The organism is Burkholderia sp. BCC0397 (genome assembly GCF_902832865.1).
Taxonomy (GTDB): domain Bacteria; phylum Pseudomonadota; class Gammaproteobacteria; order Burkholderiales; family Burkholderiaceae; genus Burkholderia.
On record NZ_CADFDL010000009.1, the window covers coordinates 210,437 to 223,167 of the forward strand.

A 12,731-nucleotide genomic window follows, 5' to 3' on the forward strand; every position below is an offset into this window, starting at 1 on the left:
ATCATGACGGGGTATCCGGAAGCCGGGCGCGGCCTCATGCTGTCGGTGATGGCGTCGACGCTGTTCGCGCTGATGTCGGCTTACGCGAAACTGCTCGCGCCGCTCACGGGGCTCGACATCTTCGCGTGGCGCATCGTGTGGACCGCGCCGGGCGCGCTCGCGCTGATCGCGCTGCGCGGCCGCTGGCCGGCGCTCGTCGAGCTTGCGCGGCGCAGTGCGCGCGACTGGCGCCTGCTGATCGCGCTGCCGGTGAGCGCGGCGCTGCTCGGCGTGCAGCTGTGGCTGTTCCTGTGGGCGCCGCTGCACGGCCGCATGCTCGAAGTGTCGCTCGGCTATTTCCTGCTGCCGCTGACGATGGTGCTCGTCGGCCGCTTCTACTATCACGAACGGCTCGACCCGCTGCAATGGGCGGCGGTCGCGTGCGCGGCGCTCGGCGTCGCGCACGAGGTGTGGGCGACGCGCGCGTTCGCGTGGCCGACGCTGGTCGTCGCGCTCGGCTATCCGCCGTATTTCGTGCTGCGCCGGCGGATCAACGCCGATTCATTGGCCGCCTTCGCGATCGAGATCGTGCTGCTGGGCCCGGTCGCGCTGGCGATGGTCGCGACGAGCGCGACGCGGGTCGCCGGCCATCCGCTGCTGTGGGCGGCGCTGCTGCCGGGGCTCGGCATCCTCAGCACGCTCGCGCTCGCGAGCTACCTGAAGGCGAGCCGGATGCTGCCGATGGCGCTGTTCGGGATTCTCGGCTACGTCGAGCCCGTGCTGCTCGTCGTGGTGTCGCTGCTGCTGCTCGGCGAGACGCTCAGCGTCGCGCAGCTCGCGACGTACGGGCCGATCTGGGTCGCCGTCGCGCTGACCGCATGGCACAGCGCGATGCTGATGCGGCGCTTGCCCGCGCGCGGATAACCGCATCATCGCGATGCGCCGGCCATGCGGAACGTGCCGCGCATCGCGTGCATCATCGACCATCGAACAGCGCTCGTTCCGCTGCCGAATCCCTCGATACTGACCGCCAACTGACGTCGCGCTGACGCGAATCTGGCGACGCTGTCCGCTTTGCGTGGCAAGGCTCGCGCTTGTAATCGAACAGAAGATTCGGTTGCACTTTGTTACTTAGGGTCTCCCCTGATCGGCCATTAGACTGATCCGATCGACTTCCCTTCGTATGCAGCTTTCAATGAACGGTCATCTCCGTGCCTGGCCAGCCGGATTGGCGCGATGCGAGCATACGCGTATCGCCGCTGATCGCGTTCGCCTTCTCCTGTCCGATCCCTCTCCTGGTGCGTGTCGCACCACCGCCGCACAGGTGCGCTCATGTCGTTGAGCCCGCTGCATGCTGCCGCGGTGCCTCCGTCGCGCAGCGGCCGCCTGATCGAAGTCGATTTCTTCCGCGGGCTCGTGCTGTTGATGATCGTCGTCGATCACATCGGCGCGAGCGTGCTGTCGCGCGTGACGCTGCACGCGTTCGCGCTGTGCGATGCGGCCGAAGTGTTCGTGTTCCTCGGCGGCTTCGCGACCGCGAGCGCGTACGGCGCGATCGCCGAGCGGCACGGCGCGCGCGCCGCGCAGCAGCGTTTCGTGCGGCGCGCGATGCAGATCTACCGCGCGTTTCTTGCGACGTCGACGCTGATGCTCGTCGTGTCGGTGGTGCTCGACCACTTCGGCATCGACGCGCCGAACCTCGCGCTCGACGACGTCAGCGTGATGCTCGCGTCGCCGCTCACGGGGCTCGCCGAGCTGCTGACGTTCCAGCGCCAGCCGTATCTCGCGTCGGTGCTGCCGATGTACGTGCTGTTCGCGCTCGCGTCGCCGGTGCTGGTGCCGTTCGCGCGGCGCCATCCGTGGCCGCTCGTCGCGATCAGCGCCGCGTCGTGGCTCGCGGCGCCGTGGCTCGGCCCGGAGCTGCTGGACACCGACGGCTTCCGCTGGAGCTTCAACCCGTTCGCGTGGCAACTGATGTTCGTCGCCGGCGTGCTCGCGCGCTGCCAGCCGTTCTACCGGCGCGTCGCGCTCGGCCGCTGGGGCGCCGCGGCGACCGGGCTCGCGTGCGCGATCGTGCTCGGCTGCGCGAGCTACAAGCTGTTCTCGGGGCTGCCGGTGCCCGAAGGCGTGCTCAAGCGCGATCTCGCGCTGCCGCGCGTCGTGAGCTTCGCGGCCATCGCGTGGCTGATGGCCGATTGCGTGCGCTTCGGCTGGATCGCGCGGATCGCGCAGGGCGTGCGGCCCGTCGTGGCGGTCGGCCAGCGCGGGCTGATCTGCTTCGTCGCGGGGGCGGCGATCTCGCTCGTGATCGATTCGCTGCTGCATCCGGTCTCGGGCAGCGCCGATTTGCGGCATGTCGGCGTGGGCCTCGTCGCCGACGCGTGCGCGGTCGGGCTGATGATGGCGGTGGCCGGTTCGGGAACGTGGATCGCGCGATGGCGCGCCGCGGCGGCGTAGGCGTGCGCGAGGGGGGGCATGCGGCGCGGCAGGCGCCGCGCGGCGTCAGTGAGGTGAGCCGATACGGGAGCGGGGCGTGGCGGTCGGGTCGTCGGATTCCGCGTCGTCGCGCTCGTCCTGCGCCGGATCGTCGTGCTCCGCGAGGACCGCGTCGGCTTCGGCCGCGGCCCGTGCGGCGCGCATCGCGGTGCAGCGCTGCGCGTGCCGGATGTCCGACAGGATCCTCAAAAGCCGCGTCGTCTTGCTTTTCATCGTGTTCTCCCGCCAGTGCGCATCTCGCGAAGCGGATGCATTGCTTGCAACCAGTGTAGGACGCGTTCGCGCGCCTCGCGGGAGAATGTGGCGTGCACGCCGCACGCCGAGGGATAGTACTTACTGCGCGGCGGCGGCCTGCGCCTGCAGCGCTTCCTCGCGGCGCTCTTCCGTGCAGCGCTGATGCTGGCGCGACAGGCGGTTCATCAGCGGCAGCAGCAGCAGCGCGAGCAGCATGCCGATCGCGGCGAGCCAGCCGAGCTTCTCGAACAGCGACAGGTAGAGCGGCAGCGATTCGGTGGCCGGCAGTTCGTGCGACGGCATCTGCGCGAAGTTCGCGACGACGCTGCCCAGATACTGCGACACGCCCGTCGCGACGAAATACGCACCCATCATGAAGCCGCTCATGCGCGCCGGCACGTAGCGGGCGATCATCGCGAGGCCGAGGCCGCTCACCAGCAGCTCGCCGAGCGAGTACAGGCCGTAGCCCCACACCATGAACCACGACGACACGCGGCCGTCGACCGCGTAGCGCCCGCTGATCGTGAACACCAGGTAGCCCGCGGCGACCGCGCCGAAACCGAGCGCGTACTTCGCGGCGACCGGCAGGTCGCGGCCGCCCTTCGCGACGGCGTTGTAGACCCACACGAGCACCGGGCTCAGCAGCATGATCCAGATCGGGTTCAGCGCCTGGAATTGCGCGGCGCTCCACGTGAACAGCGTCGTGCCGAACAGCATGAAGCGCGGATCGACGTTGCGCAGCGCGAACAGCGTCAGCGACGTCGACATCTGCACGTAGAAGATGAAGAACAGGATCACCTGGCCGATCAGCACGAGCGCCGCGATCAGGCCGGCGCGCTCCGAGCGCTCCGACTTCGCGATCATGTACGCGAAGATCGCGAGGATCGCGAACGCGGCCGTCCAAACGCTCGCGACCGCGAGCTGCTTGTGCTGCAGCACGTACAGCGTGATCAGCGCGAGCGCGACGCCGCCGGCCGCGACCGCGCCGAGGCGCTTCCAGCGGATCGGCTGGTCGTCCGGCTGCGAGCCGACGTGCGCGAGCGTGCGGTGCATCAGCATGAAGTTGAGGATCGCGAGCAGCATGCCGCCGCAGCAGACCGCGAACGCGGTGTGCCAGCCCCAGTGATCCTTGATCCACGGCGTCGCGAGCATCGACACCGTCGAGCCGATGTTGACCGCCATGTAGTAGATCGTGAACGCGCTGTCGATGCGCGCGTCGTCGCCTTCGTAGATGCGGCGCACGAGGTTCGCCGCGTTGGCCTTGAACAGGCCGTTGCCGACGACGATCACGCCGAGCGACGCGTACATGTACGTCAGCTGATCGTTCGGCACCGCGAGCATCAGGTAGCCGGCGCACAGCACGGCCGCGCCGATGATCATCGTGCGGCGCGCGCCGAGCACCTTGTCGCCGATCCAGCCGCCGATCGACGGCGCGGCGTAGACGAGTGCGGTGAACGCCCCCCAGGTCAGGTTCGCGTGGCTGTCGGTGAAGCCGAGCCGGTCGACCATGAAGAGGACCAGGAGCGCGGCCATGCCGTAGTAGCCGAAGCGCTCCCACATTTCGATGAGGAAGACCGTCGTAAACGATCGGGTCTGTGAAACAGGTGCGTGCATCATCAATCTCGTTTGAAACGGACGGCGCGGATTGCGCGTCGCCTTGGGGTCGAACTGGCGCCGGAGCACTGGGGCCGGGTAGGCTTGCGTCGGCGATGGAGCAGTCGGGCGGATTAGCCCGGGCCGGGGTCGGACTCCGCCCGACACGGCGGAGCGCGGCCCCGACCGGCGCGCGAGTGGTAACGTTCGCCGGTCCGGTGCGTCAGGTTCGCGCCACTTAGGGAAACTCCCGATATGGCAGCAGCTTTCAGGAACATTTGTCTCATCATCTACTTGTAAGCTTGACGCCCGTTCTCCGCAAATTCCCGGAGAGCCGCTTGCAGCTTGCCTGTGAAGCCTGCGAGTCTGGCAAGATAGCGCGTCGTTTCGCTCGCTTCGGGCCCTGTTTAGTGCACCGGGCTCAACGCCGAAGACGTGTGCGAACCTGAAGATTAAGCTATCTCCAATTAACTTAGTTACTTTCCATCAAACATTTTTTGACGACCACTTTTCGGCCTGCTATGGTTCCCCCCACTGAAAACTCGCGATCGGCAGACGCTGTCGCACTTGGCAGCAAGATTCGCGCGTTGCGCCAACGTCTGAAGCGCACGCTCGACGACACCGCTACCGCCGCGGGGATTTCGAAGCCGTTTCTGTCTCAAGTCGAGCGCGGGCTCGCGTCGCCGTCACTGACGTCGCTGGCCGGTATTGCCCACGCGCTCGGTGTGACGGTGCAGTACTTCGTGGATACGCCGAGCGAAGAACGCTCGGTTTGCCGAGGCGATCAGTTGCGCTTCTTCGGGTTTGCCGATTCGGCGAACCTGTTCGCGAGGCTGACGAACGTGTCCGAAGGGCGCCAGCTGGAGGCGATCCTCGTGAGGATGCCGCCGGGGCAGAAACGGTCCGAGGTGACGACACATGCAGGAGAGGAGTTCCTGTACGTGATTGAAGGGGAAGTGTCGCTGACGCTGGAAGGCAAGACGTTCGTCCTGCAGGCCGGTGACAGTTCGCACTATCAGTCGACGGTCCCGCACAGCTGGGTCAACACCGCGAAGATCGAGTCGGTGGTGGTCTGGGTCGGTACGCCGCGACTGTTCTAACGCACGGGTATTCCTTCGTTTCTTCGACGGGATGCCTGTCGAAAGAAATGTAAGGAATACTAACATGCAATACGAGAACCACGGGCCTCCTCAATCGCTGCCCCCGTCAGCGTCTTACGCGTAAGCCGCGGCATCCGCCGCGCGACGCCCACCGAACAACCTTCTCAAGACTGCCACGATGAAATCCTTGCATGCCATGTCGGCCGTGCTGGCCGCGCTCGCCCTGACGACGCCCGTCGCCCACGCCGTAACCGTTCCGTCGAACGTCGCGCTCGCTCCCCAACAGGACCTGACGCGACAGGTGCCGGCCGAAGTCGAGTCGCTCGACCCGGCGCACATCGAATCGTGGACCGGCAACACGATCGGCCTCGACCTGTTCGAAGGGCTCGCGCGCATCGATGCGGCCGGCCAGGTCGTGCCGGGCGTCGCGCTGTCGTGGGAACGCAAGACGCCGCAGACGTGGATCTTCAAGCTTCGCCACGACGCGAAGTGGAGCAACGGCCAGCCGGTGACGGCCGCCGATTTCGTCTATTCGTGGCAGCGCCTCGTCGATCCGAAGACGGGCTCGAAGTACACGATCCTCGTCGAGTTCATCAAGAATTCGAAGGACATCATCGCGGGCAAGGCCGCGCCGTCGACGCTCGGCGTGCGCGCCGTCGATCCGTACACGCTCGAGGTGACGACCGACGTGCCCGTCGCGTTCTTCCCCGAACTGACCGCGATGGCGCCGCTCGTGCCGGTGAACAAGGACGTGGTCGCGAAGTTCGGCGACGCATGGACGCGCCCGGGCAACCTCGTCAGCAACGGCGCGTACCAGCTCGTCGACTGGCAGCCGAACAACCGCATCGTGGCGACGAAGGACGCGAAGTACTGGAACGCGTCGAAGGTCGTGATCAACAAGGTCACGTACCTGCCGATCGAAAGCGACGAAACCGCGATGCGCATGTACCAGGCCGGCCAGATCGACTACAGCTACTCGATTCCGTCGGGCATCTTCCAGCAGGTCAGCAAGCAGTTCGGCGGCGAACTGCGCCCGGGCCTGCAGCTCGCGACCTACTACTACTACCTGAACAACAGCGACGCGGCGCTGAAGGACAAGCGCGTGCGTGAGGCGCTGTCGATGGTGATCGATCGCGACGTGCTCACGTCGAAGCTCACGCAGGCCGGCGAGAAGCCGATGTACGGGCTGATGCCGAACGGCACGAAGGGCGTGCAGCCGTTCACGCCGGAATGGGCGTCGTGGCCGATGGCCAAGCGCATCGCGGCCGCGAAGGACCTGCTGAAGCAGGCTGGCTATTTGGACGCGAAGCCGCTGTCGTTCACGCTCACGTACAACACCAACGACCTGCACAAGAAGGTCGCGCTGTTCACCGCATCGGAATGGCGCACGAAGCTCGGCATCACCACGAAGCTCGAGAACGTCGAGTTCAAGGTGCTGATGAAGCAGCGGCATGACGGCAAGGTGCAGATCGCGCGCGACGGCTGGTTCGCCGACTACAACGACGCGATGACCTTCTTCGACCTGATCCGCTGCGGCAGCTCGCAGAACACCGTCGGCTACTGCAACAAGCAGGTCGACGCGCTCGTCGAGGAAGGCAACCAGAAGCTCGACGACAAGGCGCGCGCCGCGCTGCTCACGCAGGCGCACGACATGGCGCTGAACGACACGCCGATGGTGCCGCTGTTCCAGTACTCGGCCGACCGTCTCGTGAAGCCCTACGTGGGCGGCTACTCGCTGAAGAACGTGATCGACATGCGTGCTTCGCAGGACATGTACCTGATCAAGCACTGAGCGGAGCGATCATGCTGGCCTACGCATTGAGGCGCACGTTGTGGGCGGTGCCGACGATCCTCGCGGTCATCACCGTCTGCTACCTGCTGCTGCATTTCACGCCCGGCGGCCCGTTCGATACGGAGAAGCAGCTGTCCGCCGCGACGCTCGCGAACCTGAACGCGAAGTACCACCTCGACGAGCCGCTGTGGAAGCAGTACCTGCTGTATCTCGGCTCGCTGCTGCACGGCGATCTCGGCCCGTCGTTCCGCTACGTCGACTGGTCGGTGAACGATCTCGTGAAGAAGGCGCTGCCCGTGAGCCTCGGCGTGGGCGGCGTGTCGATTCCGATCTCGATCGTGCTCGGCGTGCTGCTCGGCACTGTCGCGGCCGTGCGCCGCGACAGCGTGATCGACCGCTTCGTGATGCTGATCGGCAACTTCGGCAACGTCGTGCCGCCGTTCGTGCTCGGCCCCGTCATGGTGTGGATCTTCGCGATCCTGCTGAAGACGTCGGCCGGCAACGGCTGGCTGCCGGCCGGCGGCTGGGGCGACGGCGGCTGGCAGTACCGGCTGCTGCCGATCGCACTGCTGACCCTCATCAACGTGTCGCTGCTCGCGCGCGTGATGCGCGGCTCGATGATCGAGACGCTGTCGAGCAACTACATCCGCACCGCGCGTGCCAAGGGCCTGCCGGGCTCGACGATCGTGCTGCGCCACGCGCTCAAGCCCGCGCTGATGCCGGTCGTGTCGCTGTTCGGCACGGTCTGCATCACGTCGATCACGGCGGCCGTCGTCACCGAATCGGTGTTCGCGCTGCCGGGCGTCGGGCAGCTCGTCGTGAACGGCGCGATCAACCGCGACTACACGCTGGTGCTCGGCCTCGTCGTGATGACGACCGTCTTCGCGGTGCTGTTCAACCTGCTGGTCGACCTCGCGTATGCGTGGCTCGATCCGCGCATCCGTTATTGAGCGAGGCACAGCGATGACTCCGACCACTCCCGCCGTCGGCCTGCCCGTGCAGACCGATTCGCCACCGCGTTCGCGCTCGCCGCTCGAGCTCGCGTTCGCGCGCTTCCTTCACAACCGCGCGGCGCTGTTCAGCCTCGCGCTGCTGGTGCTGATCACGCTCGCATGTTTCGTCGGCCCGTGGCTGCTCGCGGCCGATCCCGCCGCGAGCGACTGGGCCTCGATCAGCCTGCCGCCGACCTGGGCGAACCAGCACTGGCTCGGCACCGACGAGCTCGGCCGCGACCTGCTCGTGCGCACGCTGATCGGCGGCCGCGTATCGATCGAGGTCGGCCTGCTCGGCACGCTCGTGTCGGGCCTGTTCGGCGTCGCGTGGGGCGCGACCGCGGGCTTCGCGGGCGGCCGCATCGACTCCGTGATGATGCGCGTCGTCGACATGATGTACGCGATCCCGTACCTGCTGATCGCGATCCTGATGATGACCCTGTTCGGCCGCTCGTTCATGCTGGTCGTGCTGACCATCAGCGCGTTCTCGTGGATCGACATGGCGCGCGTCGTGCGCGGCCAGACGCTGTCGCTGCGCAATCGCGAGTTCGTCGATGCGGCGCGCGCGATCGGCGTGTCGCCGGCGTCGATCGTGCGGCGCCACATCGTGCCGAACCTGCTCGGCGTGGTCGTCGTGTACGCGACGGTCTCGGTGCCGAACATCGTGCTGACCGAATCGGTGCTGTCGTTCCTCGGTCTCGGCGTGCAGGAGCCGATGACGAGCTGGGGCGTGCTGATCCAGGACGGCGCGCAGAAACTGGAATCGATGCCGTGGCTGTTGCTGGCCCCGGCCGTCATGCTGTGCGTGACGCTCTACTGCGTGAACTTCGTCGGCGACGGCCTGCGTGACGCGCTCGACCCGAAGGATCGCTGAAGATGGCAGCTCTATTGGAAGTTGACAACCTCGGCGTGCGCTTCACGCGCAAGGATGCACCGCCGATCGACGCCGTGAACGGCGTGTCGTTCTCGCTCGAAGCCGGCAAGACGCTCGGCATCGTCGGCGAATCGGGCTCGGGCAAGAGCCAGACCGTGATGGCGCTGCTCGGCCTGCTGGCCGGCAACGGCACGACGACCGGCGCCGCGCGCTACCGCGGCGACAACCTGCTCGACATGAACACGCGCGCGCTGAACGCGGTGCGCGGCGACCGCATCGCGATGATCTTCCAGGATCCGATGACGTCGCTCAATCCGTTCCTGACGATCGAGCGGCAGATGACCGAGACGCTGCAGCTGCATCGCAAGCTGTCGCGCAAGGCAGCCATCAAGCGCGCGATCGAGGCGCTCGAATCGGTGCGCATTCCCGACGCGGCGCGCCGCATCCGCATGTATCCGCACGAGTTCTCGGGCGGTATGCGCCAGCGCGTGATGATCGCGATGGCGCTCTTGTCCGAGCCGGAAATCCTGATCGCCGACGAGCCGACCACCGCGCTCGACGTGACCGTGCAGGCGCAGATCATCGACCTGCTGCGCGAGCTGAATCGCGAGCGCGGCACCGCGATCGTGCTGATCACGCACGACATGGGCGTGGTCGCCGGCCTTGCCGACGACGTGATGGTCATGTACGCGGGCCGCACCGTCGAATACGCGCCGGCCGAAGCGATCTTCGCGGCGCCGTCGCATCCGTACACGATCGGGCTGCTCAACGCGCTGCCGCGCCTGACCGACGCGGTCGATGCGCCGCTCGTCGCGATTCCCGGCAACCCGCCGATGCCCGGCACCGCGCCGGCCGGCTGCGCGTTCGCGAAGCGCTGCACGTATGCGGAAGAACGCTGCCGCGCCGAGCGCCCGGCGCTCGAAACCTATGGCGCCGCGAACGCGGTGCGCGCGTGCCACCGGCCCGTGGCCGATTTGATCGGAGGTCTGCGATGAGCGTCGATGAACGCCGCCAAGCCGGCGCGACGGACGACACGCTGCTGTCCGTCGACAATCTGAAAGTGCATTTCCGCGTGCCGCTCGGCGGCTATCCGTGGTCGCCGAAGGGCACGCTGCGCGCGGTCGACGGCGTGTCGTTCGACGTCAAGCGCGGCGAGACGGTCGGGCTCGTCGGCGAATCGGGCTGCGGGAAGTCGACGCTCGCGCGTGCGTTGATCGGCCTCGTGCCGATGACGGCCGGCACCGTGAAATGGCGCGGCCAGGCCGTGGCGCCCGATCACCTGCGCGGCACCGCGATGCGGCGCGAAGTGCAGATGATCTTCCAGGATCCGCTCGCGTCGCTCGACCCGCGCATGACGATCGAGCAGGTCGTCGCGGAGCCGCTCGTCACGCACCAGTCCGGCCTCGGCCGTGCCGAAGTGCGCCGCCGCGTGATCTCGATGCTCGAACGCGTCGGCCTGAACGCGCATCACCTGCTGCGTTATCCGCATGAATTCTCCGGCGGGCAGTGCCAGCGCGTCGGCATTGCGCGCGCGCTGATCAGCGAGCCGAAGCTCGTGATCTGCGACGAACCCGTGTCGGCGCTCGACGTGTCGATCCAGGCGCAGATCGTGAACCTGCTGCGCGACCTGCAGCGCGATCTGTCGTTGTCCTATCTGTTCGTCGCGCACGACCTGGCGGTGGTGAAGGCCATCAGCCAGCGCGTGCTCGTGATGTATCTCGGCCGCGTGATGGAGTTCGGCACGCGGCATGACGTGTACGGCGTGCCGCAACACCCGTACACGAAGGCGCTGCTCGATGCGGCGCCGACGCCGGAGCCGGCGCGCGAGCGTGCTCGCCGTCCGATGCTGCTGGCGGGCGAGATGCCCTCGCCGCTCAACCCGCCGTCCGGCTGCGCGTTCCGCACGCGCTGCCCGGTCGCGATCGACGCGTGCGCGCAGGACGTGCCGCTGCCGGAAGTGCGGCAGGGGTCGGCGGCGCGCGTCGCGTGCATCCGCGCGGGCGCGGCGTGATGTGAAGTGACGCAGCAAACATAACCAAGGCAGGTCAACAGGGGTAGGTGCGGCGCGAACGATCTTCGCGCCGTGGGTACAGGCGCGTCCTTAGCCGGGCTCGCCGGGGGGCTGGAAGCGGATCGCAACCGGCGTGGACGATATCAACACAAGACGAGAATCACGATGAAAAAGCAGAAGACGATCGGGACGGCATCGAAGATGCTGCTTGCATGGGGACTACCGGCGCTCGCCGGCGTCTCGCTGACGGGCGTCGCGCACGCCGACGACGCGGCCCCCGCGCCGCTGACGGTCGCGCAGGCCGCACCGGCTGCCGGATCGGGCACATCGGTTGCTCAGGCAACGACCCCGAACGCCATTATCAACGCCGAGGCGACCCAGGCCGTCACGCCGCCCGACGAGCCGTCGGCGCAGTCGAAATCGAACGGCTTCATCGCCGATAGCCATCTCGACTTCCTGTTCCGCAACTATGCGGACGTGCTCGACAACAAGGGCGGGCCGCATCGCCATGCGTGGGTCCAGGGCGCGATGGCGAACTTCGAGTCGGGCTATACGACCGGCCTGATCGGGATCGGCTTCGATGCGTCGTTGTATGCGGCGCTGAAGCTCGACGGCGGCCAGGGCGCCGGCAGCATGGTGCACATCGCGAAGGGCGGCGGCGGTGGTAACCAACTGGCGTGGGCCTATCCAGGCATCTACGACATCAAGGCGCGCATCTCGAACACGGTGGTCAAGTACGGTCTGCAGGCCGTCGACAACCCGTTCATGGAGCAGCACGACAACCGTGCGCTGCCGCCGACGTTCCTCGGCGCGACGCTCGTCAGCAATGAATTCAAGAACGTGATGCTCGAGGCCGGCAGCTTCACGAAGACCGACGCACGCGGCCATACGACGCTCACCAACCTGACGACGCAGTACGGCGGCACGCGCATCAATCGCCTGTCGTATGTCGGCGGCACGTGGGACTACTCGCCGAACGGCGAAGTCGCGCTGTACGCGAACCAGGCCGACGACGTGTGGCACCAGTACTACGCGTCGGTGAAGCACAGCATCGGCAGCCCGCAGACGATCAAGTGGACCGGCTTCGGCAACGTCTACTCGACGCACGACACGGGCGATGCGCTGCAGGGCAAGATCAACAACAACGCGTACAGCCTGTCGCTGGCCGCGCAGCATGGCCCGCACGAGCTGCTGCTCGGCTTCCAGCAGGTGCTCGGCGACCAGTTCTTCGACTACCTGAACGAAACGAACGGCATCTTCCTGACCAACTCGATGGACGTCGACTACAACGCGCCGCACGAAAAATCGCTGCAGCTGCGTTACACGTTCTACGGCAAGGAAGCGGGCCTGCCGGGCTTCAAGGCGATGGTGTGGGGCGTGACGGGCTGGGGTGCGGACGGCAGCGCCGGCGCGGCGAACGACCCGAGCAAGTCGAGCATCTACTGGAGCAACGGCGCGCCGGTGCAGGGCCGTCACCACGAGTTCGGCTTCATCCCGTCGTATACGTTCCAGAGCGGCAAGCTGAAGAACACGAAGGTCACGTTCATCGCGATGTGGCACGCCGGTTCGGCGCATTACTCGGACGCGACGAACACCGAGTATCGTCTGGTCGTGAACCTGCCGCTGCACGCGTTCTGAGCGAAGGGGGCGCAACGCCCCC

Annotated in this window: 11 protein-coding genes; 9 read left to right on the top strand and 2 right to left on the bottom strand. The window is 67.0% G+C overall.

Annotated elements, in window-relative coordinates:
- The first annotated feature begins 3 nt into the window (after window positions 1-3).
- Window positions 4-903 carry an EamA family transporter RarD gene (gene rarD, locus HWX03_RS25505; protein WP_175873124.1) on the top strand — a complete coding sequence of 300 codons (900 nt, stop codon included), beginning with the start codon at window positions 4-6 and terminating at the stop codon, window positions 901-903.
- Window positions 904-1,311: 408 nt separating this feature from the next.
- Entirely contained in the window at window positions 1,312-2,436 is a 1,125-nt protein-coding gene (locus tag HWX03_RS25510) for an OpgC domain-containing protein (RefSeq protein WP_175873125.1), read from the top strand.
- A gap of 45 nt (window positions 2,437-2,481) precedes the next feature.
- Here the strand turns inward: HWX03_RS25510 and HWX03_RS25515 are convergent, their stop codons facing one another.
- Both HWX03_RS25515 and HWX03_RS25520 read right to left on the bottom strand, forming a co-directional pair.
- Window positions 2,482-2,688: a hypothetical protein gene (locus HWX03_RS25515; RefSeq protein WP_174432851.1), complete on the bottom strand. Its 207-nt coding sequence runs from the start codon at window positions 2,686-2,688 to the stop codon at window positions 2,482-2,484.
- 120 nt (window positions 2,689-2,808) lie between these two features.
- Window positions 2,809-4,326, bottom strand: a complete 1,518-nt coding sequence (locus HWX03_RS25520) for a peptide MFS transporter (RefSeq protein ID WP_175873126.1) — start codon at window positions 4,324-4,326, stop codon at window positions 2,809-2,811.
- 497 nt (window positions 4,327-4,823) lie between these two features.
- On the opposite strand from HWX03_RS25520, the gene HWX03_RS25525 reads away from it, so the two are divergent.
- From HWX03_RS25525 to HWX03_RS25555, 7 genes are all read left to right on the top strand, one after another.
- Entirely contained in the window at window positions 4,824-5,402 is a 579-nt protein-coding gene (locus tag HWX03_RS25525; protein ID WP_011548888.1) for a cupin domain-containing protein, read from the top strand.
- A gap of 178 nt (window positions 5,403-5,580) precedes the next feature.
- Window positions 5,581-7,194: a peptide ABC transporter substrate-binding protein gene (locus HWX03_RS25530; RefSeq protein WP_175873127.1), complete on the top strand. Its 1,614-nt coding sequence runs from the start codon at window positions 5,581-5,583 to the stop codon at window positions 7,192-7,194.
- 11 nt (window positions 7,195-7,205) lie between these two features.
- Complete coding sequence (locus tag HWX03_RS25535; RefSeq protein WP_050013372.1) at window positions 7,206-8,144, top strand: ABC transporter permease subunit; 939 nt, start codon at window positions 7,206-7,208, stop codon at window positions 8,142-8,144.
- Window positions 8,145-8,157: 13 nt separating this feature from the next.
- Complete coding sequence (locus tag HWX03_RS25540) at window positions 8,158-9,060, top strand: ABC transporter permease subunit (protein ID WP_175873128.1); 903 nt, start codon at window positions 8,158-8,160, stop codon at window positions 9,058-9,060.
- Between the two features lie 2 nt (window positions 9,061-9,062).
- On the top strand, window positions 9,063-10,055 hold the full coding sequence (locus tag HWX03_RS25545) for an ABC transporter ATP-binding protein (RefSeq protein ID WP_175873129.1): 993 nt from the start codon (window positions 9,063-9,065) through the stop codon (window positions 10,053-10,055).
- Window positions 10,052-11,071 (top strand): oligopeptide/dipeptide ABC transporter ATP-binding protein, encoded by a 1,020-nt coding sequence (locus HWX03_RS25550; protein WP_175873130.1) that lies wholly within the window; start codon window positions 10,052-10,054, stop codon window positions 11,069-11,071. The genes HWX03_RS25545 and HWX03_RS25550 overlap by 4 nt, the downstream gene beginning before the upstream one ends.
- A 165-nt stretch (window positions 11,072-11,236) precedes the next feature.
- Window positions 11,237-12,709: an OprD family outer membrane porin gene (locus HWX03_RS25555; protein ID WP_174432845.1), complete on the top strand. Its 1,473-nt coding sequence runs from the start codon at window positions 11,237-11,239 to the stop codon at window positions 12,707-12,709.
- The last annotated feature ends 22 nt before the right edge of the window (window positions 12,710-12,731 follow it).

Bases quoted from the DNA above. Each gene is read 5' to 3' on its own strand.
- rarD (WP_175873124.1), top strand. From the start codon at position 4: ATGACGGGGTATCCGGAAGCCGGGCGCGGCCTCATGCTGTCGGTGATG.
- HWX03_RS25510 (WP_175873125.1), top strand. From the start codon at position 1,312: ATGTCGTTGAGCCCGCTGCATGCTGCCGCGGTGCCTCCGTCGCGCAGC.
- HWX03_RS25515 (WP_174432851.1), bottom strand. From the start codon at position 2,688: ATGAAAAGCAAGACGACGCGGCTTTTGAGGATCCTGTCGGACATCCGG.
- HWX03_RS25520 (WP_175873126.1), bottom strand. From the start codon at position 4,326: ATGATGCACGCACCTGTTTCACAGACCCGATCGTTTACGACGGTCTTC.
- HWX03_RS25525 (WP_011548888.1), top strand. From the start codon at position 4,824: ATGGTTCCCCCCACTGAAAACTCGCGATCGGCAGACGCTGTCGCACTT.
- HWX03_RS25530 (WP_175873127.1), top strand. From the start codon at position 5,581: ATGAAATCCTTGCATGCCATGTCGGCCGTGCTGGCCGCGCTCGCCCTG.
- HWX03_RS25535 (WP_050013372.1), top strand. From the start codon at position 7,206: ATGCTGGCCTACGCATTGAGGCGCACGTTGTGGGCGGTGCCGACGATC.
- HWX03_RS25540 (WP_175873128.1), top strand. From the start codon at position 8,158: ATGACTCCGACCACTCCCGCCGTCGGCCTGCCCGTGCAGACCGATTCG.
- HWX03_RS25545 (WP_175873129.1), top strand. From the start codon at position 9,063: ATGGCAGCTCTATTGGAAGTTGACAACCTCGGCGTGCGCTTCACGCGC.
- HWX03_RS25550 (WP_175873130.1), top strand. From the start codon at position 10,052: ATGAGCGTCGATGAACGCCGCCAAGCCGGCGCGACGGACGACACGCTG.
- HWX03_RS25555 (WP_174432845.1), top strand. From the start codon at position 11,237: ATGAAAAAGCAGAAGACGATCGGGACGGCATCGAAGATGCTGCTTGCA.